The following is a 26,594-nucleotide window of genomic DNA, read 5'->3' as shown; positions in this document are numbered from 1 at the left end:
AAAAATGTATGCTGTCTACTAGAAGAATTTACCGCGGGTATCTTTGATGTCGCTTTTCTTCTTCAGTACTTCAAACAGCTGCTGATCGAGCAGGGATTTGATTCCTTGTTCGTAAGCGGCCTGCTGAGTAGCCAGGTCCTGTGCTGGTTGAGCAACAGGCTCGTAGCTGTCAGCTTTGATCACGTATACTGCAGCGTTACCTTCAATAGGAGCAGATACTTTGGCAGTACCCCAGCCTTTGTTGAAAGAAGCACCGGCAACGCGAGGCTCGAAGCCGAGGGAAGCGATGAACGGAGAAGCGAAGCTTACACCTTCCGCTTTCAGCACCGGCTGGTTGGTAGATTTAGCTGCTGCATCCAGGCTGGCCGGAGTTTGCAGTTTAGCGATGATCTGTTCAGCTTTCTTGTGTTTTTTCACTTCAGCTTCTACCTGAGGTCTTACATCATCCAGCGGAGCAGTACCTTCTGCACGAACACTGGTCAGTACAGCTACCACATATTTATCATCAAAAGTAAACACAGTGCTCACATCGCCTTTCTTCGCTTCGTAAGCCCAACGAACCAGTTCGCGGGACTGTCCGATACCGGGGATCACGAAATCCATCGGGCGGAGGTTGTCAGCAATTCTTTTATTCAGTTTACCTTGTTGAACGTTCTTCTCGAAATTAGCAGCGGTACGGCTTTTACCTGCGAAATCGCTGGCGGCGCCGTAAGCGTTGTTGTTGGTTTCTTTGCTGGCATCAACAGATTTACCGAGGTAAGCCACTTTAATGGCCGGGCCAACATTTTTCTGGTCCATGATTTCAATCACGTGGTAACCAAACTGGGTTTTTACCACTTTGATCTGACCTTTAGAACCTTCAAATGCGAAATCTTTAAATTCAGGTACAAACTGAGTAGCAGGCGTAATGTCATACTCACCACCATTTTGTTTGCTGCCCGGATCGTCAGAATACTGGGTCACCAGCGCTTTGAAGTCGGCACCACCTTTCACCGCTACTTCGATGCTGTCAGCACGTTTTTTAGCGATAGAATCCGGCAAGCCGCCCTGAGGACCGGAAGCGATCAGAATGTGACGCACTTTCACGCTATCAGGCATGTTTTTGCGGTCTACCATTTTGGCGAACACGATCAGGTTGTTATCGAAGTAAGGTCCAAATACTGAACCTACAGGAAGATTTACGATAGAATCTTTCTGAGGAACCTGTGCTGCATTTTTAGAAACGTAGCCATCATAGTATTTGATCTCAGAGTTACGGTTGATGAAACCGGCAACGTCGTGAGTGGTATCCAGTTCTGCTTTCAGGGCGAGAATCTGTTGGATAGCAGCAGCGGAGTCCTGGGCAGAAGGAACAGCATCGAAAGATACATATTCCACTTTGCGGGATTCTTCTACTTTAAAGAGTTGTTTATGGTCCTGAATGAACCGGTTCAGTTCAGCATCAGTTACTTTAATAGTGGAGTCAGCGATAGAAGCATAAGGCACGCTTACATAAGAGATAGTAGCTGTTTTGCTGTTATCTTCCTGCTGTTGGGCAGCCATCCATTTAGGATAATATACTCCTTGTTTGATCAGGGTGATATATTTCAGCTGTTCCTGAGATTTGGCGATGTAGGTTTCCAGCTGAGCCAGGGCCGCGCGGATTTGCGGGTTCTGGGGAGCCTGGGCAATAGTCTGCTGCAATGCCACACGGTCAAACTGGCCGTCGCGGGTAAATTGCTGCACAACGATCGGATTCGGGTTTTTACCTTTAATCTGGTCAACCACTTCCGCTTCAGTCACCGCAATACCCAGTTTCGCATATTGGGCCTGCATAATCTGTTCATTCAGAAACTGGTTCCAAACCTGCTCACGGATATATTGACGGGTCTGTTCATCAATATTACCATTGGGCATCTGCTGGCGTGCGCCTGCTTCGGCATCCTGAATACGGCGCTGGTATTCTCCGAGATCCAGCTCTTCACCGTTTACTTTACCCACAGTAGTAGAACGGCGGGCGAGAGAACTTTTGCCAAAAAAGGCATCCTGCAACAGGAAACTAACAATAGCCAGGCAAATCACTACTACGATCACGACGGCGTATTTGTCCCTGATTTTCTGAATTACTGACATATATTATATAGTCTACATTTTTAAGGAAAGCAAAAATAGAATAAATAAACTGTAACTGCAAAAGAGTATTTTTTCCATTCAAACCCAATACAGCAAAGGATTTGAGGCCATTCTAACACTTTTGTGGACTGGTTATCATTCACAGGTTTTCCACAGATATCCCCTTTTTTCAATGTGCTTTTTTTCAATGCTTTAGTGTTTCAAAATGCCCGCAGGAACTGCTATTTTCGTAAAACAATGCCAGCTAACCGTCCGGGCGTTTATACACAAATGTGAAAAAGCCACTTTTCACAATCCACAGGAAAATGTGAATAAAACAGGGTTATTTTCAATACACACACTTTTCGGCGGTTTTTGTCGTCCGCTCGGTTTTTTTCCACAATTGCTGTGTAAAACCACCTGTAAAACTGAAAATAAGGTGGGAAAAGGTGCCTTTATACTGCGGTAAAACTAATTTTGTTTTTCTCCCAAAAGTTTACCTCAGAAAAGGAGGATGTGAATTGTGGATAGTAAAAGCGTTCTTTTAACATTTTTCCAATACCCTCAGGTCGAAAAAGATTTTCACCAACAACGATATCCACCTATGTGGATGAAATAGGTAAAATCCAGCAATGACGCGGAAAGAGGGTGTTAATTAGATGTGGAAAGCGTATAAAAAAGGAATAACAACTACATTTGTACAGGAGCTGGAAAATTAATTTCCACATATTCACAGCCCTAATAGTAGTGGGCTTTTCTTTTTAAATAAATAAATAAGTATATAGTTATGATTACTGAAATCGCTGTCGCGAAAAAAAATTTGCAGCATAACGGATTTTTGGATATACCAGTTGACCCTGCCCTGGATTTGTTTGCAGCGATCGAAAATCTGAAAAAGGAAAAAAATGCGATCGTACTGGCGCACTATTACCAGGAACCAGATATTCAGGACGTGGCCGATTATATCGGAGACAGTTTGGGCCTCAGCCAACAGGCCGCCAAAACAGATGCAGACATCATCGTTTTTGCCGGTGTGCACTTTATGGCGGAAACGGCAAAAATTCTGAGCCCTCAGAAAAAAGTACTGCTACCGGATCTGAAAGCAGGATGTTCCCTGGCCGACAGTGCCCCTCCGGAACTGTTCAAAAAATTCCGCGACAAGTACCCCGATCATATCGTGATCTCCTACATCAACTGCTCGGCAGGTATCAAGGCACTCAGCGATATTATCTGTACTTCTTCCAATGCGGAAAAAATTATCGAAAGCGTTCCAAAAGATCAACCGATCATTTTTGCACCTGACCGTAACCTGGGTTCCTACCTGATCAAGAAAACGGGTCGCGACATGGTGCTGTGGAACGGAGCCTGCATGGTGCACGAAATTTTTTCGCTGGAAAAAATCACCAAACTGAAAACACAACACCCTAAAGCGAAAATTATCGCGCACCCGGAATGTGAACCAGCTGTACTGGCGGTGGCTGATTACATTGGTTCCACTACCGGATTGTTGAACTATAGCAAAAAAGATGATGCGCAGGAATATATCGTTGTAACTGAAACCGGTATCCTGCACCAGATGCAAAAAGAAAATCCTGGTAAAACTTTTATTCCCGCACCACCCAATAATGCATGTGCTTGTAACGACTGTCCACACATGAAATTGAATACACTCGAAAAGCTGTATCTGTGCATGGAATACGAACAGCCGGAAATCACCATGGAAGAAAGTCTGAGAATCGCCGCTAAAAAGCCAATAGAGCGCATGCTGGAAATTAGTGCACGTGCTGGACTTTAATTTAACTTGCTGATTTTCAATAAAATTCAAATTTAATTTTTTAATTAAGCAATTAGATTGAATCATACTAAAGCCCCGAGGTTTACATAACCCCGGGGCTTTCCTGTTTTAAGCAGAATCGTTTAATTCTCAGAGGGTTATGAAGGCTTTGAGAATACGATATTTATTGTTGTTCACACCATTTCCCCGATTATTAACGTCTCACCTCTTAGTTTCTCTTGCATTGATGTGGATAACCGGTTAAATTTTCATTTTGAAAGCGCTGAGGTTTTAATTTTTTTTGACGCCTTGGGTAATCCCGAAGAATTTTTTTTTATGAGATTCTCAAAGCCTTATAAGTATCCTGAGAGTCTTTTATTTGAATTGTTGTACTGACCGACCCCGTAATTTTCTCTTATCAAAGGCCTGGCGAGTTATTTTTTAAAGGCGCTGAGAATTGCATGAAAAATTTAATGACGGTAAAACCCCGTGATTCGTTTTTTCATGCAATTCTCAGCGCCTTTATTTTTTGGGCATATCTGCATTTTCTGCATTAGAACGCAATAGAAACCCCATAATAGCAGTGCATACCCACATATGAAAATCATTTTTTCAGGCTTAGCTGGCACTATGAGCATACACACAAGCCGTTTTTATGAGTGCTCTGAGAATCGAATATTTGTTGAATATCAAGGGTTACCCCGGGGTTTTCATTTTTGTTAAAACGTCAGCGCATTACCTATCCGCTGAGAATGAGCCGGGTATTGGGGTAACCCCGGAGATAAAAAATGCGTGCGATTCTCAGACGATTAAGAGTGCGCTGAGAATCGCATATTTTTTAAGTCGCATAGCTTTAAGTAGATAGCGAAAATTGGTTGAATTCTCAGGGCGCTGGCAAGGCGCTGAGAATTTAATATTTAGGTGATGAATGGGTGATAGAGGATGGAGGTGTTTACATGGGATTCTCAGCGTGTAACCTAAGCCGTGAGAATCACGTATTTTTTATGAAAATGAATGGAGGGAGGAAATGCTGATGGAGGCGCCATTCTCAACGCCTGAGGAGTGCGCTGAGAATTAAATATTTTTTTGTTTTCGATGGGAAGTTGGCTTAGCATAAACTATTCAATTCTCAGTGGATTGGAAGAGCGCTGAGAATTCGATATTTTTTGGGGAGGTGATCAGATGATAAGGTGGATAATTCTGAAAGGCTTGCGTATGGCGTGAGAAAGCGATGAAAATTTTTTTTTCGGGGTTATGTCGGGAATTTGGTCAAAAAACAATTCTCCGGCTACTCGCAAAAAGGTTTATCATTTCGATGTGTACATGCTGGAGCCCTAAATGAGCTGAAATTTGAAAAATTTTTCTGTTTTCTTTAAAAACAGCGGTAAAAATGTGGAAAAATGAGATTTTAAAAATTTTTTAAGGGAGAAAAGGAGATTAATGTGGATAAGAGACTTGTTTTCTGAAAATTTTTTTTGTTTTTCAGTTAAAAAAGGAGCCTTATCAACGGTTTTTGTGGGGAAGAGCGGATTTTCGGCTGAAATTTTCGCTTTTTCTGATTTAGTATGTGGAAAAATTCAAACTTTTTCCTAAAAATGAATTTTTTCTGTTTTTATTTTTCAGAAGTGTGGGAAACCTGGAATTTTTCCCTGAAAATCATTTTTTCAGCGCCGCTTTGTGGAAAAGTCCCCGATTTCTAAAAATTTTTTTTTGTTTCTGGAGGATAAATCTGTGGAAAATGGTATTTCCTGGGAATACTTTGCCGAAAAAGGGGATAAAAATGTTAATAATAGCAGCTTTTTGGAAAAATTTTCTTTTTTAAAACCAAATCTGTGGAAAAGAAGGTGATTTTCTGGATACTTACACAGGGATTTTCAATTTTCGCAGGAAATCATAAACCCAAATGAGTTTTTTACATGAGAAGGTGATTTTCTAAAAATTTTTTTTGTATCCGTAGGAGGAAGAGAGAGTAGAGAAAATTTGGGGGATAGAAGGGGAAGTAGAGGAAATTATATTTCCTCTACCCAAATATGATCAGCTTCCGTTTTTCTGAGCGACAGGTTATAGCCTGCTACCATAATTGAAATGGGATCACCGAGGGGAGCAATTTTTTCAATTTTAACGGTTTCACCTGGTACGCAGCCCATCTCCATCAACTTAATATGTAGATCGTCTTTCTCAAATTCTATTATTACTGCGCTTTTACCTGTTGCCAGGGAAGATAATTTCATAATGCCTTTTTTCATACCTACGTATTAATCTGTTTAAACTAAGTTTGGCAACGGGGATATTCCACAATGAATGACAGGGCAAAGGTACCCCTGGGCACCGAATATGCAAAAAGAATCCGCTATCCAATCCAAAATTTCACTTTACTTTTACACCACTTTACAATTCAATACATCAATGGCAATTCAGTTTACAGCGCACGAGGTTAAAGTGGACCTGAAGGAGAAAAGAAAATTAAAAACCTTTTTGAAGGATCTATTTGCCGGTGAGGGGCAGGGATTAAAAGATCTGCACTACGTTTTTTGTTCAGACGCTTATTTACTTGAAATCAACAAACAGTTTTTAAAGCACGACACTTATACCGACATTGTTACTTTTGAAATGGGGGAAGATCCTGAGATTACAGAAGGTGAAATTTATATCAGCGTAGACAGGGTAAAGGAAAATGCACAGAAATTTCAGGTTTCTGTAAATCAGGAATTGCATAGGGTGATTTTTCATGGAGCTTTACATTTGTGTGGATTCAGAGATAAAAGTAAAACAGAGAGTGCGCTCATGCGTGAAAAGGAAGATGAATATCTCATTAAATATTTTGGGTCTTTAGAATAAATGAAATGTTTCACGTGGAACATTTTGTTTAAGTCGGAACTTAAAGGAATGTTCCACGTGAAACATTCGGATTATCTTTAACTGATTTGTTATCCTTAGCTTCACTGTATGCCCCGGTTAGGAATCATAACCAGCGGGAATTATTCGATCTTATTTCACTTGACACCTTTGGGGACCAGATGCCCTATACGCTTTTTAGAGACTCTGTTCAATAACGATGGGATACTTACGGGTAGCCGCCTACCTGGATGCGTGGTTGGCCTGGTAGAGGTACCTTTGGCGTTCCTTGCTGGTATATAGAGCCGTTATTGTATGGGAGCCTTATAAAACCTCTTTTGGCGTTCTGATACTACAACCGTCCTCAGCTTTCTTTCCTGCCGCAACCGAACAGCATACCCTTCCTGGGATTTTGAGAACAATGATGCTCCTGTAACGGAGATGTTCTTATCCCTGTGGGCTAACCATCTAAGTTGAACCGGTCGAAGCAAACACAGCATCTTGGTTTATTTTGTGCTTGAAAGGAATGGGCTTATGGATCCTCCCGGACTGAATAGGTATCCGGGGAACTATTTCTGCGTTCTAGCCATTTTTTGCTGTGCTGGTTGGCCGACATCATCGAGCGCCTCCTGAGAAGGGTATCAATTATCGGAGCGAGAATATTTTCCTTTTATTGAAAGGAGAGGTGAGGATATTCATTTTGAAAAAGACAGTATCCGGGTTCTGACGTAAAACAGTTTTCTCAGAGGTTGAACCAGACCTTGCCCGACAAAACATCTGCTGAACCTGATCCAACGAATTTGAGGGAGCATTCACTGAATCAACTTAAACATTCTTTTGAACGAGGAGGTTATCCCTGTTTTTTTTGAGCCTGGGAAAAGAAGCAAACACAGGAAGTAAACCCCAATCCATTTACCCTAAAACGTGTTTTTTGAAAACGAAACATAATCGTGATGACTAAGAGGCACAGAACATATAGAGACCGTAATATCCTTGTCTCCGAGAAACGGTAAGTGTCGTAAATCAGAGGATACATTCTTCGCTACAGAGAAAGGTCGCCGCATGCCGCCTTTTTAAAATTTTAATACTGATCAGAACTGTGATGGTCCTACGCCGGAATAGGCCTAAATAAAGGCCATTATAGGCTGTTTGGGGCCTTTTAAACCGGCTTGAGGTGTCTTTGGGTGTCAAGATCTCGTTTAAGCCTAAATGAGGCTGCTATTGCCCTTTGAGAGAAGGCGCTTGCAGAAAAGCTATTATTCGTCGGGAAGGAAGGGAAGGATAGAAATTTGCCTCGATGGAATTTCATATCAGCAGGTCCGTTCCGTGTTTAAAATTCTCGTTCTCTGGTGCTTTCAGGTTATTCCTGACGGTCTAAACATTTCCCGATGTTAGTCCGCGATGAAAGGAGGGAAGTGGGAACCAGCACCCCGTTTTTCGATGGGCAGGAGATGGGCTTGTTCACCGGAAAATGGAACGGAATTTCGTCTGCAGAAGTAATGCTTGCTTTTTTGCTAACATGGAACTTTATGGCCCACGATTTTAATGGTTGGATTATTCATAAATATTCAACCGGGAGAAAGGGAGGAGCCGATTTTTCCGACTTTCGATGCTGACGCTCCTGAGCATTTACTTTCGGGACTTTTTTAAGGGAAGGCCTTTCTTCTATTATGGATTTGATTTGTTCCTTCCAAAAGTGGTGTGATTGTTTTCGTCACCGTTTCTTTCTTTAACTGTGCCCCCTCAATACTGAATTCATGAGGAAAAGATTTTTTGCTTGTGTGAATCAGCATTTCTTATGGAAAGGTTTCGTTTATCGACATTCCGCCGGTATTTTCATTTTATGTTCCCGGGTTGTGCCGGGGAAATGGAATCCAATTCTTTTTTACCTTACTCCATTACCCGGAACATTTGGAAATTACGACGCCCACCTCGTTGCTATAAAGCGTTCCTTTCCGATGACCTCCGATTGTGCCGGGAAATGGAACCTATTCCTTTTGTGCCACTTCTTTTTACGAGGCTCCGCCATCGGGAATATTTAAAAATTGCCGGCCTCACCTTCCGAAAGCGTTTGTTTCCGATGTGATCCGATTGTACCGGGAGATGGAATCCAATCTTTTTTGTCTTACTCCGCCGCCCGGAATATTTGAAAATTAAGAAGCCCACCTCATTGCCATAAAGCGTTCCTTTCCGATGACCTCTCCGTGTGCCGGGAAAATAGAATCTATCCCTTTTGTGTCACTTCTTTTTACGAGGCTCCGCTACCGGGAATATTTAAAAATTGCCGGCCTCACCTTCCGAAAGCGTTTGTTTCCGATATGATCCGATTGTACCGGGAGATGGAATCCAATCTTTTTTGTCTTACTCCGCCGCCCGGAATATTTGAAAATTAAGAAGCCCACCTCATTGCCATAAAGCGTTCCTTTCCGATGACCTCTCCGTGTGCCGGGAAAATAGAATCTATCCCTTTTGTGTCACTTCTTTTTACGAGGCTCCGCTACCGGGAATATTTAAAAATCGCCGGCCTCACCTTCCGAAAGCGTTTGTTTCCGATGTGATCCGATTGTACCGGGAGATGGAATCCAATCTTTTTTGTCTTACTCCGCCGCCCGGAGTATTTGAAAATTACGAAGCCCTGCTCATCTCCCTAAAGTGTTCCTTCGGTGTCTCCGGTTGCGCCGGAAAAATGGAATCCATTCCTTTGGATGTCAATCCACCTGGAATGGTTAAAATTACCCAGGATCCATAACCCTCGAACACTTTTCTTTTCGAAGTATCCCGAATGTTCCCTTTTGTGCCTGTTCTAATGCCTGCCTCAAAACGGAATCTACCTGTTAAAGCAATGACTGATTTATTCCGGACCAGGCATCTTTTGTTCCGAGAGATGGACTGGATTTAAGTGGCTGAAAATATTAACGAGGACGAAAGCATTTTGACCCTTTCAACGCCTACTTGTCTGGCGGTTCCTTGTTCCTTTTCTTCTGTTATGGAGATCAGAACTTTCTGTTTACTTGCCTGGTTATTCTCTAAAATGAACCAGAGCGGCCTGACTCTTTACATGCTCAAACCTTAATTTTCCTACACTATCGTTTTCTTCAAAGACTTTAGAGGGCTGTTACGGTCCCATCTTTTTACGAATCTTCCGGGGAGTACCGGCATTACTTCTGGTACACCGGTGTATTAACAGGGGAGGACCTGACGTCAATATCGGGGATTCCGGAATAGATGATGATGGTTTGTCAATGGAGCGTAATCACTCCCAATGTTCCACGTGGAACATCGGACTTTATCTCTGCAATGTGCCTTCTTCTCCGTAATTTTGCACTTTCTTTAATTTATTATGTTTCCATCATACGATATCATTGTGGTAGGCGCCGGCCATGCGGGGTGTGAAGCTGCCGCTGCTGCTGCCAATATGGGCTCCAAAGTTTTATTGGTGACCATGAATATGCAAACCATCGCACAGATGAGTTGCAACCCTGCTATGGGGGGAATTGCCAAAGGACAGATTGTAAGAGAGATAGATGCACTCGGTGGGTATTCCGGCATTGTAACGGACCAATCCCTGATCCAGTTCAGGATGCTCAACCGCTCTAAAGGCCCGGCCATGTGGAGCCCCCGTGCTCAGAGCGACCGCATGCTTTTCGCGGCAAAATGGCGGGAAGCACTGGAGAAAACTCCTAATGTGGATTTCTACCAGGATATGGTAAAAGGCCTGCTCGTAAAAGACGGCCGTTGCTATGGTGTGGTAACCGGACTGGGACATGAGATCAAAGCTAAAGCGGTAGTACTGACAAACGGTACCTTCCTCAACGGCGTTATCCATATCGGCGATAAACAGTTTGGCGGCGGCCGCGTTGCTGAAAAAGCAGCCACCGGCATCACGGAACAACTGGTATCGCTCGGCTTTGAAAGCGACCGCCTGAAAACAGGAACGCCTCCCCGTATCGATGGCAGAAGCCTGGATTATTCCAAAATGGAAGAACAACTGGGCGACGAAGAAATTGTAGGTTTCTCCTATCTGGACATTGAAAAAATACAACCAGCAAAACAGAGAAGTTGCTGGATTACTTATACCAGCGATGCGGTACATGAAATGCTGCGCACCGGCTTCGACAGATCTCCCATGTTCCAGGGACGTATTCAGGGTACCGGCCCCCGCTATTGTCCCAGCATCGAAGATAAAATCAATCGCTTTGCGGAAAGAGAAAGACATCAGCTGTTCGTGGAACCGGAAGGGTGGGACACCGTAGAAATATATGTGAACGGGTTCTCTACCTCCCTGCCGGAAGATGTGCAAATGAAAGCACTGCGCCTGGTACCCGGCTTCGAAAATTGCCGCATGTTCCGTCCGGGATATGCCATTGAATATGACTTCTTCCCACCAACACAACTGCAGTTTTCTCTGGAAACAAAACAGGTGCAAAATCTTTTCTTCGCTGGTCAGATCAACGGTACCACCGGATATGAGGAAGCAGCCTGCCAGGGTTTGATGGCCGGTATCAACGCGCACCTGAAAGCGACCGAACAAGATCCTTTCATCCTGAAAAGAAGCGAAGCTTACATCGGGGTACTGATAGACGATCTGATCAACAAAGGAACGGAAGAACCATACCGGATGTTTACCTCCCGGGCAGAATTCCGGACCCTGCTCCGTCAGGACAATGCCGATCTGCGCCTCACAGAAAGAAGCTATAAACTGGGCCTCGCGAAGGATGACAGAATGGCTAAAGTGCAGCAAAAGAGAGAACAGGTAGAACAGGTTAAAACTATCCTGAAAGAACTTTCTATTGAACCGGAAGAGATCAGCGCACTGCTGGAATCGAAATCGTCTGCCGGCCTTACACAAAAACAACGGGCACACCAGATACTGCTTCGTCCTAACCTGGATATTTTCTCCATGAAAACATCCGTTCCGAAAATAGAACAGGTCCTGGCCGGCTTCGGAAGAGAAGTACTGGAACAGGCAGAAATCCAGATCAAATACGACGTATATATTGAGAAGGAAAATGAACTGGTGAAAAAAATGAGCCAACTCGAAGACCTGATCATTCCGGAGAATTTTGATTACAGTAAACTGGTGTCTCTCTCCACTGAGGCGAAACAAAAGTTCACTAAAATCCGTCCACATACTTTAGGACAAGCAAGTAGGATTAGCGGCGTTAATCCAAGCGATGTACAAATCCTGATGGTTTACATGGGAAGGTAATAGTACCCGGATATTAAAATATTGCAAGGGAGTGTCTGAACGATACTCCCTTTTTCATTTTGTGAAAATGTGACGCTTACCAAAAAAGGAAAAGGAGTATCGATAGAAAATTTGAAAGAAGAGCGAAGTTGTATCTTTGTAACAAATTTCTCCCTCAAAGAAAATCAGCAAAATATTTTTCCCTTCGAAATATTCTTTTTAAAAACATCGGATGTCAACATTGCTTAAAAAAGGTCATTTTAAAATAGCGGAATCATCCCGACGGATTTTGCCCTGAAAAATGACTTTTTTTGAGAAAAATCCGAAAAATTGACCTTCAGAAACAGGGTAAATTTGGCAAAACGCCCAACGGTCAATACCAGTTATTCAAAAAAGAGATAGGCCTGAAAATGGGCTTAAAAAAGCACAATAAAAGGATTCAGCTTTTTTTTCATCAAAAGCAACCAATTTTATCGCTGTTTCGTATGCATAGGGACGTCAACCAGTAATTTTTTACGGAACACCCCTTAAAAAATCATGGAACGACCAAAGTGAGGTTTTTTAGCTAAAGAACAGGTAACGATCATTTGTGGAAGACCTGAACCAAATTCATACAATCATATCGGGTTGCTGTGATAAAAATCGTAGCAGTCAGGAATTGCTGTACCGTAAATTTTTTGGGTACGCTTTGAGTATTTGTATGCGTTATGCTCCCAACCGGGAAGAGGCGATTGAAATCATGAATGATGGGTTTCTGAAAATTTTTCAGCGGATCTCCACTTTTGATAATGCACGCCCTTTTAAAGCGTGGTTGAGTAAAATCATGGTTAACACCGCCATTGACTTTTTACGTAGTAAAAAGAAACTGGTATTTACAGATCAGGCAGAACACTATCATGAGTTGGGAAAGGAGGATAATGTAGTGGAAAAACTGTCGTACGATGAATTGCTGATGCATGTGCAATCCCTGTCGCCCGCCTATCGGACTGTATTTAATCTCTATGTCATGGAAGGTTATCAACATCATGAAATTGCTTTGCTACTGGGGATTTCGCAAGGCACTTCTAAATCCAATTTATTCAAAGCCAAAAAAATACTACAGGAAAAAATTATTACTGCCGCTGGTAAAGGCACTACCGCCAATACCACCGTTAACTTTGTTGTGCATAAAAATGAGTGAAGATTTTGAAAATAGTATCCGCAACAAGCTAAATGAAGCTGACCATCCGTTTGACCCGCAAGCCTGGGAAAAAATGGAAGCGCTGCTCGATGGAGACAGGGACCGCAAACCTGTATTCATCTGGTGGTGGGCAGCAGCTGCCGTATTGTTGCTGACACTGGGCGTATGGTGGTTTATGCAGGATACAGACAGGCCGGGACAACCCCAACCCATCACCCGCGTGGACCCTCTCCCCGGCAAAAATCCCGTTGGAAAAAGCGTTGATCATCTCCCGAAAAAAGAAAAGAATAACAGCCAGACATCTGCCCCTCAACAGCCGGCGGAAGTAATGATGAAACATCCTGTTATTCAACACAAAGACGATGTTAAAAAAGATACTAAAGATATTACTCAGCCAAATACCATAGCTGGTTTCAGCGGAACGCAACAACATTCGGCATTACCGGATACCGGTACGTCTTCAATGGCCACCACACTCCCATCAGCCATGATGACGGGAGAGAAAAAAGATACTAACTATAACGGATACACGAAGTTAGATAAGGATAACAATAACGACTATACGAAAACGGACACTACTGTTATAAAAGATGATTACAAAACAGTGTCAGTGGCTTATAAAGACAGCACCCGGACAATGGTAAAACGGAAGACCAAAAACTGGTATATCGGTCTGGTAGTGGGACCAGACCTGACAGTGGCGCCTTCCTTTAAATACGGCAACATCGGCTTTAATGCAGGGGTGCTGGTGCACTATTACTTTAACAAAAACCTCTTCGCTAACACCGGGGTCGTGTACAGTAAAAAGGTATACGGGGCTACCCCTGAAGACTATCGTACAGGCGCCGCCAATACGCCCTGGGGCACGCTGGAAAAGGTGAATGCCGATTGTGACGTATTGGATGTGCCGATTAATATGAACTACACTTTCCTGTCGGTAAAAAAGAATAAAATCAGTGCTACGCTTGGGTTTTCCAACTACTTTATGCTGAAAGAAAAATACGAGTACCTGTATGAATATGGTCCGGCTAAAGAAAGGACCGTAAAGAACGAAAATCAGCTTTATCTCTCCATTATCAATGCTGGTATTCTCTATCAACGACCCGTCAGCCGTGGCCTGTTGCTGGGGGTACAGCCCTATGTCAAAATTCCGCTGAATGGGGTGGGATATGGACAGGTGAAGTTGTATTCCGCCGGTATGACGATTCACCTGACCTTCACCGGCAAAAAGCCCTGATCGCGGTAAAACAACTCCAGCCCGCTATAGCAGCCTAAAACAATCAGTTTCTTCCATTTGTTATCATGGTAGATGGCACGTCATTTTCTGCATGTTATCGTACCAAAAAATCTTTTTATGGCAAACAAACAAGATGATAAAAAGAAGAAGAAAACAGGGGAGGAAGACCAGGAATTTCCGGGGTATCCGGAATATCCTGCCAGTGAGGATATCATGAACCGCGAAAACCGCGGCAATGAAGTGGACCTGAATATGGATGATCTGACACGCTCTTTCCGGCATAATAGTGAGTTGCCCGAGGAAAAGCGTAAAAGTCCGAAACGCAGTGATGAACAGGAAGAAACATGGCGTCAGGATAAAACCGGCGACGACCTGGATGTACCCGGAGCAGAGCTGGATGACGAGGAAGAAGCCATCGGCGAAGAGGATGAAGAAAACAACCTGTACAGCCTCGGCGGCGACCGTCACCGCGATCTGGAAGAAGACAACGGGGAATTCCTGGAAGAAGAGGATGAGGACGACAAATACTAAGCGGCTACAGTAAAGGAGTCAGCAGCCTGCATACAGAATCCATAAACCGCTTGAATATATTTCTCTTATTCCAGCGGGTTTCCTGTACAGGCAAGGCATACAGCAGATCTTCGTCGAATACGCGGTCCAGTTTACCAGCCACTTCCTTATCATACACCAACACGCCAATTTCACAATTCAGAAAGAAACTGCGGTTGTCAAAATTAACGGAGCTCACCCAGGCCAGGTTATCATCAATTATCATGGTTTTGGCGTGAATGAAACCCCTTGTGTAAAAAAATACCTTCACGCCGGCGGCCAGTAAAGGTTTCATATAAGACAGCGCAGCATGTTGTACAATGAAAGAATCACCTTTGAGCGGTAGCATCAATTGTACGTCCTTTCCGGCCAAAGCGGCTATCTGTAAGGCTGTCAGCAGTTCTTCTGTAGGTACAAAATAAGGGTTGGTAATTCTGATCCTTCTTTTAGCCACGTTAATAGCCATGAGGATAGAACTCATGGTCATCGGCCATTCAGAGTCCGGCCCGCTGGCAACGATGTCTGTAAAACAGGTACCCGTGAGCGTAGAGGCACGACCAAAAAAAGGCGCTTCAAAAGGAAATACTTCCTTGCTGCAATAGCGGTAGCTCATCAGAAACTGTAGCTGCAGCAGGTTTACGGCATCTCCTTCTATTTTAAGATGTGTATCGCGCCAGAATAAATCGTGTTTGCCGTTATTGATATAACGATCATCGAGGTTGATGCCTCCCACGAACCCTACAGATCCATCTACCACAATGATTTTCCGGTGATTGCGATAGTTAGCGTTGCGATACAGGCCTACCAGCACCGGGGAGAAAGAATATACACTGGCGCCGTTTTCTTTCAGTATTGCAGGGATGTTTTTAATCCTGTCACTGCCCATATCATCATAAACAAAGCGTACCTGTACGCCCTGATTAAGTTTTTCCACCAGGATCTGCGTTACTTCGTTGCCGACGTCATCTGCGGCAACCATGTAATATTCAATATGGATATGGTGTTTCGCGGCGCGCAGGGCGGCCATTACTTCCGGGAATTTTTCTTCCCCGTTGATCAACAGTTTTACCCGGTTGTTTTTGGTGAGAATAGATTGCCGGGTATTCAGCAGCATGGCAGATAGTTCCTGTTTGTTGCCTACAGCGTGCCGTAGCTCCAATTGCATTTGTTCTATCTCTGATCGTTGGGATTGCCAGTATTTGGCAAACAACACTTCGTCTTTACTGCCTTTCAGCGTAAACCGCCTTTTTTTGCGCAGGTCCCGCCCCAGGTAATAATAAACGATCAGGCCAACGATAGGAATAAATAACAACAGCAGGATGTAAGCCATTGCTTTCACAGGATTCCTGTTTTCCAGCAGGATGGTAAACACCACGCCGATAAACGATAAAATAACCAGCACTGTGCTGCTTATTTTAATATACAGATGCCAGTCAGATCCTGTCAGATAATTGATGAGCCAATGCACTCTCTTAAAAAAGTTTAAATATTAAACGCCGGGCCTGTTAAAAAGTTAAACAGGTTTATAACATGAAGATAACAAAACCGCTATTTATATTATTTTATCCAATGCTAACCGGATACTGCCCGGAATGAACAGGGCACTATGAATTACGTAAACGGTTGCCTAATTTGTTTGTAAGATATCCACGACATCATGAAAACGATACTCAAAGGGCTACTGGCTGTGGCGCTCATATGCCCGTACAGCGTTTACGCCCAAACGTCAGACCGCTGGCAGATAGCGCCGGACGGCAGTATTATCTGGACCGTTTCCGGTAACCTTCCACATACCGACCATATCGAGATGGCCGGTAAAAAGGTAGCGCTCTGGCTGCAATACGGGGTAGACAGCAGCGGCGCCAGCACCATTACCCGTACCATCGTATTTCCCACTTATCGCCTGATGCCGAACAAGACGGAAACGGCGATGATGTATAGCATCAAGGACGATATGCTTCCCCGTTTCTTTATCAATAACAAGTTGTGGAAGCAGGATGTCTACAATGGCGGCCCGGTAAAAGCGTTGCCCGAGAAGGTACGCAGCATCCGTCATATGGGCATCACCACCATTAACAGTGTGCTGGGAAATGACAGTCAGATAGAACTGAAGCGGACTTTCTTTCCATCGGATAACCTGCCGCTGGTGCTGGAGCAGTTTGTATTTATCAATCATGGTCAGCAGCCGGCCTGGATTGAAATGGAATCCATGCAGCTGGAACGGAGCCCGGCAGACAGTCGCAGTGCCAATGGCCCGCTTCATTTTGCGGTGCAAACAGCGGGCGCCGGAAGGCAACAGGTGGGCGCCGGTGATTCTGTCCGCTTTGTGGTGGGATACAGTGCCACCCGTGGTACAGAGGCTCGGCCACAGATCAATGTGGAGGCGGAATTGGCCGGCCGTAAAGACCGTGTGGCCGGTATTTTGTCACTGTTACGGCTTGAAACACCGGATACCTTGCTGAATACCGCCTTTGCTTTTGCCAAAATCAGGGCCACGGAGAGCATCTACCTTACCAAAGGAGGGTACCTGCACGGCCCCGGCGGATTGCGTTATTACGCTGCCATCTGGGCCAATGACCAGGCGGAATATGTAAACCCCTTCTTCGGTTTCCTGGGCGACAGTATCGCGCTTAATTCCGCTATGAATGCGTATCGCTGGTTTGCTAAATATATGAATGAGGATTACAAGCCTATTCCCAGCTCCATTGTGGCGGAAGGCGATGGTATCTGGCATGGCGCCAAAGACCGCGGCGACATGGCGATGATCGCTTATGGCGCCAGCCGCTACGCCCTTGCTGCCGGCAATGCCGATTCTGCCCGCGTATTATGGCCTTTGATAGAATGGAGCCTGGAATACTTGCGCCGGCAGGTCAATGAAAATGGCGTGGTGCATTCCGACAGTGATGAGCTGGAAGGACGTTTCCCTGCAGGGAAAGCAAATCTCAATACCAGCGCACTGTACTATGATGCGCTGCGTTCTGCGGTACTACTCGCCAAACAGTTAAACGTTCCGGCCCGCGACTATGCCCAAAGAGCGGATGCGCTCCGGAAAAACATAGACCGGTTTTTCGGCGCCACGGTAGAAGGTTTCGATACTTATCGTTACTATGAGGAAAATAAAGTGCTGCGTGCATGGATTGCCACACCGCTGACAACCGGTTTGTTCGACAGAAAAGAAGGTACCATTGCCGCCCTGTTTTCTCCGAAGCTGTGGACGGAAGACGGCCTGGCATCACAGTCTGGTGACCGGACCTTCTGGGACCGCTCCACGCTGTACGCGCTACGGGGCGTATTTGCCGCCGGAGAAACAGCGAAAGCGATGGACAAACTGGAATACTATTCCCGACGCCGCCTGTTGGGAGAACATGTGCCGTATCCGGTAGAAGCCTACCCGGAAGGTAACCAGCGGCATCTGTCTGCCGAAAGCGGACTGTATTGCCGCATTTTTACAGAAGGAATGTTTGGAATGAGGCCAACAGGATTTAACAGTTTCGATTGTACGCCGCGTCTGCCGGAAGGTTGGAGCCATATGGCCTTGCGGAATATTCACGCCTTCGGTAAAATCTTTGATCTCGAAGTAAAAAGAAAAGATAAGGGAAGATTGCTGGTGGTGGCTAACGGTGCAGCATATACGATAAAAGAAGGAACAACATTACCCATCATATTGAAATAAAAAACGGCCGGAAATTTCCGGCCGTTTTGCTGTTATTATTCTGCTACCACTTCCAGCACATTGCTGGTGAGTGGTTTTACTTTTCCGGGCGTAAGGCTAATGCCCACAGTCATGAGAAAGTCTCCATTGTATACCTGATTGCTAAAGGCTGATTTCGTTCCGGGAAACAGGTTGATTTCACTCACACGGTAGTTCTTTTTCGGGTCCAGTCCCTGTAGCTTCACCAGCGGGAAAACGTCTACCCGCCGGGTGTTCATGAGATAGTGGAATACCACCGCTTTTTGTTTGTCGGTGCTGGTATATTGAAACACGGCGCGAGGTTGCTCGTAAGGAGAAACAAGACGATAAAGGTCCCCATACCAAACAATATCACGTAAACGGTTATACGTAGCTACCGCATCGTGGCTGAACTGCAGTTCCTGTGGTGTAAAATCATCTACTTTAATGTCATATCCTAACTTGCCCATCATGGCCACATCTGTGCGGAATTTCAGGGACTGCTTGCCCATGTTCGTGATGTGAGCAGCCATGGTATTGGCAGGGAAGAAGTGAGAATAGCCGTATTGAATGTAGATTCTGTCGAGTGGATCTGTATTATCGCTGGGCCAGAATTCTGTGAAGTACTTCATGGCGCCATAGTCTGTGCGGCCGCCGCCACCGGAGCACAGCATAATGGGAAGGTGCGGGTATTTGGCGCGTACTCTTTCCAGGACTTTATAGAGGCCGCGGGTATAGTCAATAAAAAGGTGGGATTGTTTTCCTTTCAGATAAGGGGAGTAGGTATTGGTGAGCATCCGGTTGCAGTCCCATTTAATGTAGGCAATGCCCGGGTTTTCCGTCATTGTTTTATCCACAATATCAAAAACAAAATCCTGTACAGCGGGATTGATCAGATCGAGTACCAGTTGATTGCGGTAATAGTTTTCTGCGCGGTTGGGGAGGCGTAGTATCCAGTCGGGATGTTTGGTGTACAGTTCACTTTTAGGGTTCACCATTTCGGGTTCCAGCCAGATACCGAATTTCACTCCTTGTTTGGCCGCTTCTTTTACCAGGTAACCGAGACCGTGTGGCAGCTTGTCTTTGTTGGTGTCCCAGTCACCAAGACCGGCATTGTCTCCATCGCGGGGATATTTATTGGCAAACCATCCGTCGTCGAGCAGGAAGAGATCTACTCCGAGTTTGGCAGCACCGCCAAAAAGGCTGGTGAGTTTTGTTTCGTCGAAGTGCATGCCGGTGGCTTCCCAGTTATTGAGCAGCGTCAGCCGGGGAGTATGGCCGTCGAGGATGCCATAGTTTACCGCCCAATGCTGGAAGTTGCGGCTGGTTTGACCTTTACCATGATCGGACCAGGTGAAGAGGAACGCCGGGGTGGTAAACACTTCATTGGGCTGTAGCGTGTATTCGCTGGCGTAAGGGTTGATGCCGGCGCTTACGTGCAACGCATTTTTTTCGTCCACTTCAAAGCCAAAGCGGAAGTTGCCGGTCCAGGCCAGTGTGCCGGCCAGTACCTCACCGGAGTTCTCTTCGGGTGCTCCGTTGAGGGAGAGGAGAAACATGGGCGACTGGTACATATTGGCGCGTACCCCCAGTTTACTGTCCAGTATTTTACTGCCTTTGGAGAGCTTTTCCCCGACCATGGTGGCTTCCTTGGCCCAGTCGCCATGGAACTGCGTCAGCCAGTAGCGCGGGGCGTTAAAGTGCAGCATGGAAGAGGCGTAGGCGGTCATCTGCACCGGTTGTTTTTCGGTGTGTTTGATTTCCGTCCAGGCCTTGATAATATCTTCCTGAAAATATGTTTCAAAATGCAGGGTAACGTTTACCGGATATACGGGATCTTTGAGTGTAATCTCGGTGGTGGCTACGTTGTTGTCTTTTTTGTCCGACCGGGAGGAAACGTATTTCAGTTCCAGGGAAGGATTACCATCGTTGTGCACTATCCGTATGGCAGGATCCAGGAGGCTTTCCATGCCGGCGGTGACATAGGCTTCCTGCCCGCCTTTGGCTGCGGAGTCAGCGTCGGCCGACTGTAAGGCCCGTCCAAAATACTGCTGTACCAGTCTTCCCTGGTCGGTGACACGGTAAACCAGGCTGATATTCCGGGTGGAGAGCCTGATTTGCTGGCGCTGTGCCCATGTATACTGAGAGAGCAACAGCAGGCCTATGCAGAGTAATCTTTTCATGTTCTGTTTTTTAACGCGGACGAATAAGCGTACAAAATACAAATATTGACTAAAGATGCTGATGATAATTTACCGGAAAACAGTTGTTTTTGTGCATCGGGGCGTTTCGGTCAATCGGAATAATCCGTAGCTTGGGGGAACCGAATTTTAAAGTGAAGCCTATGACGCCGCAGATTATTATTGTACTGATACTGACAGCTGTTATCAACCTGATTGTTACCCTGTCGTTTGCCGTAAGGATTGTTGGGGTTAAAACCGGGAGGATAGCCATTACATTTTCTCTTTTTAATATACTGGTGCTGGTGTCCCGCACCGCCAACACCTTTCAGGCGCCGTTGCTGGCGAAGACGGTGGAGGACCAGTTAAAACATGAGGTGACGGGTAACGAAGGTGTTTTCAGGCTGATCATTTTGTCCTGTACCATAGGCTCTATTATCGGTGCTGTATTGATTCCGTCTTTTCAACGGCTGTTATCGAAGGCAGTAGAGCATTTTAGTGTGCATCGTTCTGTTCCGCGGTTATTGTACCTTGGCTTTTCCGGTTCAGGGAGGCAGTTTATCAGAGAAAATCTGAAGATGCCTTCCATGGAAAGTATTACCGGATTACATCCCACGAAAGGTTTTCCCAAGAGAATATTTCTGGCTAATCTGATAGCTTCTGCTATTATGACGATCAGCGTGCTGTGTTGTGTGTATGCAGCGTATCTTAATCCATCTTACAGGACCACTGCCAGTAATTTGTCTGGTGTCATTAACGGCGCAGCAACTTTGCTGATGGTGCTTTTTATAGACCCGCATTCTTCTGTGCTGACCGATGATGTGGTACTGGGAAAGGTGAGCGTCAGTTATTTCCGGCAGTATATCACCTATATGGTCATTGCCCGTGTGGCGGGCACTTTGCTGGCGCAACTGTTGCTCTTGCCCGGGGCTTCGCTGATTGCGTGGATAGCAGCATATGTATAAGTTTTTTTTCTTTGAACGTTAAGAACTAATTAACATTTCAATGAAAAAAAATACTTTCTTTTGAAACATGTTTTTTAACCCTCAACCTCTATTTGTTATTGTTGGTTATCCTAACTCAGGCAAGCGTAAGTTATTGCAGGAGATCTTTGCCCGTAAAAACTTTTTCCCGCTTAAAGATCCTTTTACGCCGGCGGTATTTCCGGAGAAGAAGTTTGTGGTGATCAACAAAACCAATCATGATTATGTGCCGGAAATTCTTTGTACACATGTCAGTCAGGTAATGCGCCGGCATGCGTTGTCTTCTGCGGCTTTTATGCTGATGCTGAGCCTCATTCTGGACGGAGGGAGGCATGATGCCAGGAGTGTGGTACAATACCTGGAAGCTTCCGGGTTTCTGGTACACTATCTGGTGCTGGCGGGGAGCTGGGAAGACAAGCGCATGGTCCCGGAAGAAGCGTTGGAACCCTTACGGGCAAAGATCAGGCATGGGCGTATCCATTATTTTGACCGGCTGGTAACCCGTTCTCCGCTGCGTTTTGCACAGCGTACGGAGGAGGTGGTGGCGGTGATCAGGGAAGTGCTGGCCGGGGGCCGCCGGTGAGTATTTTCCCCGGGCTAAGTTGTTGTTGCATGAGCGCCACCCGGAATGGGGAGTGTTCCAATGCAATGAGATCTTCCGTGCTGCCCAGTACCTGGTCTATGAGGCCGAAGGATTGTGCTTCCACAGCATTCATGAAGTGGTCGTTTTCAAAGGCAGCCTCTATCTCTTCTGTTTGTCTACCCGAGTGTTGGGCGATCAGGTAGAAGATCTGGCTTTGCAGGCGTTCCTGTTCGCGATAGGCGATGCGTACGTCTTCTGTGTAACCTTTGGCGCCGCCGCCTGTAGGATGCATATGTACAGTGGCGTGCGGAAGCGCGTACCGTTGCCCTTTAGCGCCAGCGGTGAGGATGACGGTGGCCATGCTGCCGGTGAAGCCCATTGACATGGTGGAAACAGGGGATTTCAACATTTTCATGGTGTCGTAAATGGCAAGGCCGGAGTACACCACGCCACCGGGGCTGTTGATGTACATGCTGATCGGTTGGTGCCCCATACTGTCGAGGTAAAGCAGCTGCGCCACGATCAGGTTGGCCACCTGATCATCGATGGAGGTGCCCAGGAAAATGATGCGCTCTTTCAGCAGCAGGCTGTATATGTCAAAGGCATTGCGGCCATCGCCGTCGATGACGGTAGGAATAAGAAAAGCCATATGTAGAAAAGTTTATTGGAAGATGGAAGTAATTTTTTGACGGTATGTTTCGTCTGTCATCAGCTGATGATACAGGTTATCCAGTTGCTGCCGCTTGTTCCGGCGGGCGAGCCAGCGTACCAGCTGTATTATCTTCTGTTGATAACTCACCTTTTGGGCCAGTTCAGGAGAGGTAAGCATGCCGGCCTCGAATACCCGCTGGTCTACAGTGTCCTGTTGCTGTTCAAGGTATTGTTCTATGTCGCGGATTTCACAAAGTTGCTTCCTCATGGTGTGATTGTTTTACCTGTTCCCTGATTTTTTCGAGACATTTGTATTTCTGCACGGTAGCCACGTGTTGCGTTTTGTATTGCAGATGATGGGCTATCTCACCCATAGACAGCTTGTCATAATAAAACGCCTGTAGCAGCTGCAGACATTTTTTGCCGGCATTTTTGAGGAAGCTGATCACCGGTTGGGCAACAGGTGGAGGGTCATAGAAGTCGGCAGGAATACCATAATAATCTTCCTGAGCAGGAAAGGACACATATTGACGGTCGTCTTTCAGCCTGCGCAGGCTGAGTATCCGGGCTATGCCGAGAATATAAGCCTGATCAGAGACTATGTCGACAGCGTTTTGTTGTTTTTTTTCCAGGTAGATGATCACCGCATCATGAAAGATATCTTTGGCGGTATTCAGATCGCCACCCATACGGTGTACCATCCGCGCCACTTTCGGAAGGGTGTCCCGGTATACAGACTCAAAAATGGGATCGTTATGCATGGTCATACAATCTTCGTTTACAGAGTAGTGTCGAAAATCGCGGAAATATCACCCGGAAAATTAAAAAAAAACGCGGATGATTCGGAACAGATCGAGTATGTTGCACTAAGTTGTTGTTAACGAATGAGCCATATATGAGAAGCCTTGTTATATTCCTTTTTTGCCTGACTGTACAGCACGCCTGGTCGCAGACCAGCCAGCAGACGCGTAAACCGGCACAGCGATCTGGTGTTTCCCCGGTCAACAGAAACAATGCCGCAGGGCGTACCGGAACCATAGCTAACGGTAACGGTACTACGGTAGCCCGTACCACTTCCGCACTAGCTTCAAATGATCAGTGGGCAGGCACCTGGAAAGTGGATTACAAGCCCTGGCCACATATTCCAGCCGTGACCATGCAGTTGCAGATTGGGCAGCCAAGGCAAAACATGCTGTATCCGGCATTGCTATCGCTTGACTATGGGGAGTTTCACGGTTCGTACTACTTGTTGCTGGTCCGGAAAAATGAGCAGCAACTAGGCATCGGAAGGGGAAAATATCCTGTTAAAGAGACCCCGTTCAAACTAGGCATCTGGATGATGTACCTCAATGGAACATTCAACTATTCGCAGAAAGGCAACGAGCCTCCTGTAATGGACATACAGCGGATGTGGATAAAGGACTTCGGCATTTTTATGAAGGGCCTCTATGACGATGATGAAATTTATGTCAGCACCAAGGTGACGTTGCGCGACATGCTGTACCGCAATCCCATACAGCTGAAGAAGACCGGTAACCAGCCATGGACAGGAGCGGAGGCGCAAAGAATTGTATACCCCGAAAGGGATTCTATCTATCTGGGACTATATGATCGTATAGACGTTAACGATAGTACGGGCCAACTCACTATTGTGGATGAGGACCAGCTGGATAAAGACACGGTAACGCTGGTCCACAACGGCCGGACATTGCTGCGGTCGCAGGAAATCAACGAACAGACGCAGTCACAGCGGCTACGACTGGATACCGGCATGAACCTGTTGGCTTTCTTTGCAGACAACTACGGTCGCCTGCCACCCAATACCGGTGATATGCGGGTGGCCATAGACGGCAAAAAATACAGCTTCGACTTCAGCGACCGACCGAATGCTTATGCCACTTTCCTGGTAGCACAGTTGTACCGGCGCCTGGTACCGCAGAAACCATCACAGACAACGGTCACGCAGCAGCCCATGGCGCCGCTGCCTGCCGGCGGAGATACCGCTGCACTCACCCGCACCATCATCAGCCGGAAAGACCAATGGGTGACAACGATCAGGGTAAAGCAACGGGAAATCACCCTGGAGCTATGGGATGCCCAGACAGAAGACGGCGACAGTATTTCCCTTCGCCTTAATGAGAAATGGATCGTGAGCGGTTTCCCCGTAAAAAAACAGATACAGGAACTGAAAATCACACTGCAACCGGGTGAAAACAGATTGCAGTTCATGGCGGACAATCTTGGACGAATTCCGCCCAATACAGCTGCACTGCGTATCCTGTTCGATAAGATCAGTCGCCGGGTAGATCTGAGCACGGACATGAAACGGAACAATATGATCCGGATCATATACGAGGAATAATAAGTTACCAGCCTTTTCGGTTGGAACCGCTTTCAATGCAGTAAACGGTGTTTCGCGGGAAAGACTCGTTGAACTTTTCGAGATAGACCTCATATCCGATAAAGCCGATGCTTTCCGCTTCTGCGTCTATGGTGGCCAATGCAGGGTTGCTGTCTATGCCGTTGTAGTAGGCTTCGCCCATGCCTACAATAAAGCAGCGGCAGTAGAGAAAACCATCGTCTGAACCATCGGTGTACTGTTGAACCTCCTGTCTGTCAATGTGATAGAGTTTTTCCTCCATGTGGTGGAGAAAAGCTGTCAGCGCGGCTTTGTCCAGCGTCTGCAATAGCTGGCGGAGGTTTTCGCCGATAACATCGGTCAGTTCGTAACTAAGAGATTCGAGCAGGGAGGGGTCGTTGGTCCTTAAAGCAAGCCGGCGGGCTGCATTGAGTTCGGGAGAAACGGACCAGGCAGTTTCTATCAACTGCCAGAAGTTGGCTTCATTCATAACGAAAGAGATAAATGAGTTAAAAAAGACGTTTCGGGATAACAATTCAAAAGTAGGAGGGGGCTGCGTACTGGATATGCGTAATAAATACCGGTAAATCCGCTACTGTAACAGGTTTGCAGTAGATGCGGGAAATAATCGCGGGGAGTTGTAAATTAGAGTACCTATCCATTATGAAATATCATTTTGCATGACAAAACGTTTTTCCGGCAAGAGTTTCTATCAGAACGTATATATATTCCTGTTAGTAACGGGAATTGTGCTGATGGTATTAGCCTATCTGATTTATCGTCACACTTTTATACCCTTGCTGATACCCATAGGTATTGTCTTCCTCACCGGCTTAATAGCCTTTATGGCCGTCCGTAAGCATTATAACCGGGTGTATGGCATCAGGGGATTCTTTTATGCTTTGTCGAACAGTTTATTGGCCTATGGCGGAATGGTATCGTTCCTGTTTTTGCTGATCAACTACTACGGGGCCAGCAGTGTAGACGAGGGGCTGGTGCTGCCGGTAAAACGCAAGCATCTGGCGATAGACAGTACGGGTCGTATTACGGCGCTGGAAAAACCATCTGTGATTATTCATCATCAGGGGGTAGACAAGGAGCTGGTATTTGATTTCGCCCGTTATCCGCAGGTGATACAGGCGGAGTATGTGGTGATAGATTATAGCAGAGGATTTTTCGGATATGATATACTGCATTCGTATGACGTGGTGCAGAAGCTGCCGGTGCAGGAGCAACGATAAGATAATACCGCGGGAAGGGAAAATGAGGAACATACGCAGTTAAGCGATATACCGTGTTGAAGAAGCGTTGAAG

The 26,594-nt window shown here is 45.9% G+C and carries 19 protein-coding genes; 11 read left to right on the top strand and 8 right to left on the bottom strand.

What is annotated here, in order from left to right; all coding sequences use genetic code 11:
- Positions 1-18: 18 nt before the first annotated feature.
- Positions 19-2,112 carry a peptidylprolyl isomerase gene (locus tag ICL55_RS10875; protein ID WP_188096924.1) on the bottom strand — a complete coding sequence of 698 codons (2,094 nt, stop codon included), beginning with the start codon at positions 2,110-2,112 and terminating at the stop codon, positions 19-21.
- Between the two features lie 817 nt (positions 2,113-2,929).
- On the opposite strand from ICL55_RS10875, the gene nadA reads away from it, so the two are divergent.
- Entirely contained in the window at positions 2,930-3,886 is a 957-nt protein-coding gene (gene nadA, locus ICL55_RS10870; RefSeq protein WP_246496216.1) for a quinolinate synthase NadA, read from the top strand.
- A 1,988-nt stretch (positions 3,887-5,874) separates the two neighbouring features.
- On the opposite strand, the gene ICL55_RS10865 is transcribed toward nadA, so the two are convergent.
- On the bottom strand, positions 5,875-6,111 hold the full coding sequence (locus tag ICL55_RS10865) for a FeoA family protein (protein WP_078669684.1): 237 nt from the start codon (positions 6,109-6,111) through the stop codon (positions 5,875-5,877).
- Between the two features lie 88 nt (positions 6,112-6,199).
- Here ICL55_RS10865 and ybeY point away from each other — a divergent pair, with 88 nt between their 5' ends.
- From ybeY to ICL55_RS10840, 5 genes are all read left to right on the top strand, one after another.
- A complete protein-coding gene (ybeY, locus tag ICL55_RS10860; protein ID WP_246496215.1) occupies positions 6,200-6,703 on the top strand; it encodes an rRNA maturation RNase YbeY in 504 nt (167 codons plus the stop codon).
- 3,337 nt (positions 6,704-10,040) lie between these two features.
- Entirely contained in the window at positions 10,041-11,909 is a 1,869-nt protein-coding gene (mnmG, locus tag ICL55_RS10855) for a tRNA uridine-5-carboxymethylaminomethyl(34) synthesis enzyme MnmG (protein ID WP_188096920.1), read from the top strand.
- 568 nt (positions 11,910-12,477) lie between these two features.
- A complete protein-coding gene (locus tag ICL55_RS10850; protein WP_343067768.1) occupies positions 12,478-13,068 on the top strand; it encodes an RNA polymerase sigma factor in 591 nt (196 codons plus the stop codon).
- The gene (locus ICL55_RS10845) at positions 13,061-14,305 is read left to right on the top strand and encodes a hypothetical protein (protein ID WP_188096918.1); all 1,245 of its coding nucleotides are present in this window, start codon (positions 13,061-13,063) and stop codon (positions 14,303-14,305) included. The genes ICL55_RS10850 and ICL55_RS10845 overlap by 8 nt, the downstream gene beginning before the upstream one ends.
- Positions 14,306-14,422: 117 nt before the next feature.
- Positions 14,423-14,836, top strand: a complete 414-nt coding sequence (locus ICL55_RS10840) for a hypothetical protein (protein ID WP_188096916.1) — start codon at positions 14,423-14,425, stop codon at positions 14,834-14,836.
- Positions 14,837-14,840: 4 nt separating this feature from the next.
- Here ICL55_RS10840 and cls read toward each other — a convergent pair whose 3' ends face one another.
- The gene (gene cls / locus ICL55_RS10835; protein ID WP_188096914.1) at positions 14,841-16,256 is read right to left on the bottom strand and encodes a cardiolipin synthase; all 1,416 of its coding nucleotides are present in this window, start codon (positions 16,254-16,256) and stop codon (positions 14,841-14,843) included.
- A gap of 255 nt (positions 16,257-16,511) precedes the next feature.
- Between cls and ICL55_RS10830 the strand changes: the two genes are divergently transcribed.
- On the top strand, positions 16,512-18,527 hold the full coding sequence (locus tag ICL55_RS10830) for a glucosidase family protein (RefSeq protein ID WP_188096912.1): 2,016 nt from the start codon (positions 16,512-16,514) through the stop codon (positions 18,525-18,527).
- Between the two features lie 35 nt (positions 18,528-18,562).
- On the opposite strand, the gene ICL55_RS10825 is transcribed toward ICL55_RS10830, so the two are convergent.
- A complete protein-coding gene (locus tag ICL55_RS10825; protein ID WP_188096910.1) occupies positions 18,563-20,707 on the bottom strand; it encodes an alpha-galactosidase in 2,145 nt (714 codons plus the stop codon).
- 161 nt (positions 20,708-20,868) lie between these two features.
- On the opposite strand from ICL55_RS10825, the gene ICL55_RS10820 reads away from it, so the two are divergent.
- Complete coding sequence (locus ICL55_RS10820) at positions 20,869-21,669, top strand: lipid II flippase Amj family protein (RefSeq protein WP_188096908.1); 801 nt, start codon at positions 20,869-20,871, stop codon at positions 21,667-21,669.
- Positions 21,670-21,736: 67 nt separating this feature from the next.
- Entirely contained in the window at positions 21,737-22,270 is a 534-nt protein-coding gene (locus ICL55_RS10815) for a hypothetical protein (RefSeq protein ID WP_188096906.1), read from the top strand.
- On the opposite strand, the gene ICL55_RS10810 is transcribed toward ICL55_RS10815, so the two are convergent.
- Genes ICL55_RS10810 through ICL55_RS10800 form a run of 3 tightly spaced genes read right to left on the bottom strand, consistent with a single transcriptional unit; the run spans position 22,239 to position 23,688 of the window.
- Complete coding sequence (locus ICL55_RS10810) at positions 22,239-22,919, bottom strand: ClpP family protease (RefSeq protein WP_188096904.1); 681 nt, start codon at positions 22,917-22,919, stop codon at positions 22,239-22,241. The two genes, ICL55_RS10815 and ICL55_RS10810, sit on opposite strands and share 32 nt — an antisense overlap.
- Before the next feature lie 12 nt (positions 22,920-22,931).
- The gene (locus tag ICL55_RS10805; protein ID WP_188096902.1) at positions 22,932-23,189 is read right to left on the bottom strand and encodes a hypothetical protein; all 258 of its coding nucleotides are present in this window, start codon (positions 23,187-23,189) and stop codon (positions 22,932-22,934) included.
- On the bottom strand, positions 23,170-23,688 hold the full coding sequence (locus ICL55_RS10800) for an RNA polymerase sigma factor (protein WP_188096900.1): 519 nt from the start codon (positions 23,686-23,688) through the stop codon (positions 23,170-23,172). Before ICL55_RS10800 ends, ICL55_RS10805 begins: the two co-directional genes overlap by 20 nt.
- Positions 23,689-23,816: 128 nt before the next feature.
- On the opposite strand from ICL55_RS10800, the gene ICL55_RS10795 reads away from it, so the two are divergent.
- Positions 23,817-25,283, top strand: coding sequence for a hypothetical protein (locus tag ICL55_RS10795; protein WP_188096898.1), 1,467 nt, complete (start codon positions 23,817-23,819; stop codon positions 25,281-25,283).
- Between the two features lie 4 nt (positions 25,284-25,287).
- Here the strand turns inward: ICL55_RS10795 and ICL55_RS10790 are convergent, their stop codons facing one another.
- Positions 25,288-25,770: a DUF4240 domain-containing protein gene (locus tag ICL55_RS10790; protein WP_188096895.1), complete on the bottom strand. Its 483-nt coding sequence runs from the start codon at positions 25,768-25,770 to the stop codon at positions 25,288-25,290.
- Positions 25,771-25,960: 190 nt separating this feature from the next.
- Between ICL55_RS10790 and ICL55_RS10785 the strand changes: the two genes are divergently transcribed.
- On the top strand, positions 25,961-26,521 hold the full coding sequence (locus ICL55_RS10785; RefSeq protein ID WP_188096893.1) for a hypothetical protein: 561 nt from the start codon (positions 25,961-25,963) through the stop codon (positions 26,519-26,521).
- Positions 26,522-26,594 lie beyond the last annotated feature (73 nt).

Origin of the sequence: Chitinophaga varians (genome assembly GCF_014529945.1) — a bacterium.
In the GTDB taxonomy this organism is placed as follows: Bacteria; Bacteroidota; Bacteroidia; order Chitinophagales; family Chitinophagaceae; genus Chitinophaga; species Chitinophaga varians.
This window is presented reverse-complemented; position numbering and strand designations above follow the sequence as displayed.

Bases quoted from the DNA above. Each gene is read 5' to 3' on its own strand.
- ICL55_RS10820 (WP_188096908.1), top strand. From the start codon at position 20,869: ATGACGCCGCAGATTATTATTGTACTGATACTGACAGCTGTTATCAAC.
- ybeY (WP_246496215.1), top strand. From the start codon at position 6,200: ATGCAAAAAGAATCCGCTATCCAATCCAAAATTTCACTTTACTTTTAC.
- ICL55_RS10825 (WP_188096910.1), bottom strand. From the start codon at position 20,707: ATGAAAAGATTACTCTGCATAGGCCTGCTGTTGCTCTCTCAGTATACA.
- mnmG (WP_188096920.1), top strand. From the start codon at position 10,041: ATGTTTCCATCATACGATATCATTGTGGTAGGCGCCGGCCATGCGGGG.
- ICL55_RS10810 (WP_188096904.1), bottom strand. From the start codon at position 22,919: ATGGCTTTTCTTATTCCTACCGTCATCGACGGCGATGGCCGCAATGCC.
- ICL55_RS10805 (WP_188096902.1), bottom strand. From the start codon at position 23,189: ATGAGGAAGCAACTTTGTGAAATCCGCGACATAGAACAATACCTTGAA.
- ICL55_RS10865 (WP_078669684.1), bottom strand. From the start codon at position 6,111: ATGAAAAAAGGCATTATGAAATTATCTTCCCTGGCAACAGGTAAAAGC.
- ICL55_RS10800 (WP_188096900.1), bottom strand. From the start codon at position 23,688: ATGACCATGCATAACGATCCCATTTTTGAGTCTGTATACCGGGACACC.
- ICL55_RS10845 (WP_188096918.1), top strand. From the start codon at position 13,061: ATGAGTGAAGATTTTGAAAATAGTATCCGCAACAAGCTAAATGAAGCT.
- ICL55_RS10875 (WP_188096924.1), bottom strand. From the start codon at position 2,112: ATGTCAGTAATTCAGAAAATCAGGGACAAATACGCCGTCGTGATCGTA.
- ICL55_RS10830 (WP_188096912.1), top strand. From the start codon at position 16,512: ATGAAAACGATACTCAAAGGGCTACTGGCTGTGGCGCTCATATGCCCG.
- ICL55_RS10790 (WP_188096895.1), bottom strand. From the start codon at position 25,770: ATGAATGAAGCCAACTTCTGGCAGTTGATAGAAACTGCCTGGTCCGTT.
- ICL55_RS10815 (WP_188096906.1), top strand. From the start codon at position 21,737: ATGTTTTTTAACCCTCAACCTCTATTTGTTATTGTTGGTTATCCTAAC.
- ICL55_RS10795 (WP_188096898.1), top strand. From the start codon at position 23,817: ATGAGAAGCCTTGTTATATTCCTTTTTTGCCTGACTGTACAGCACGCC.
- ICL55_RS10785 (WP_188096893.1), top strand. From the start codon at position 25,961: ATGACAAAACGTTTTTCCGGCAAGAGTTTCTATCAGAACGTATATATA.
- ICL55_RS10840 (WP_188096916.1), top strand. From the start codon at position 14,423: ATGGCAAACAAACAAGATGATAAAAAGAAGAAGAAAACAGGGGAGGAA.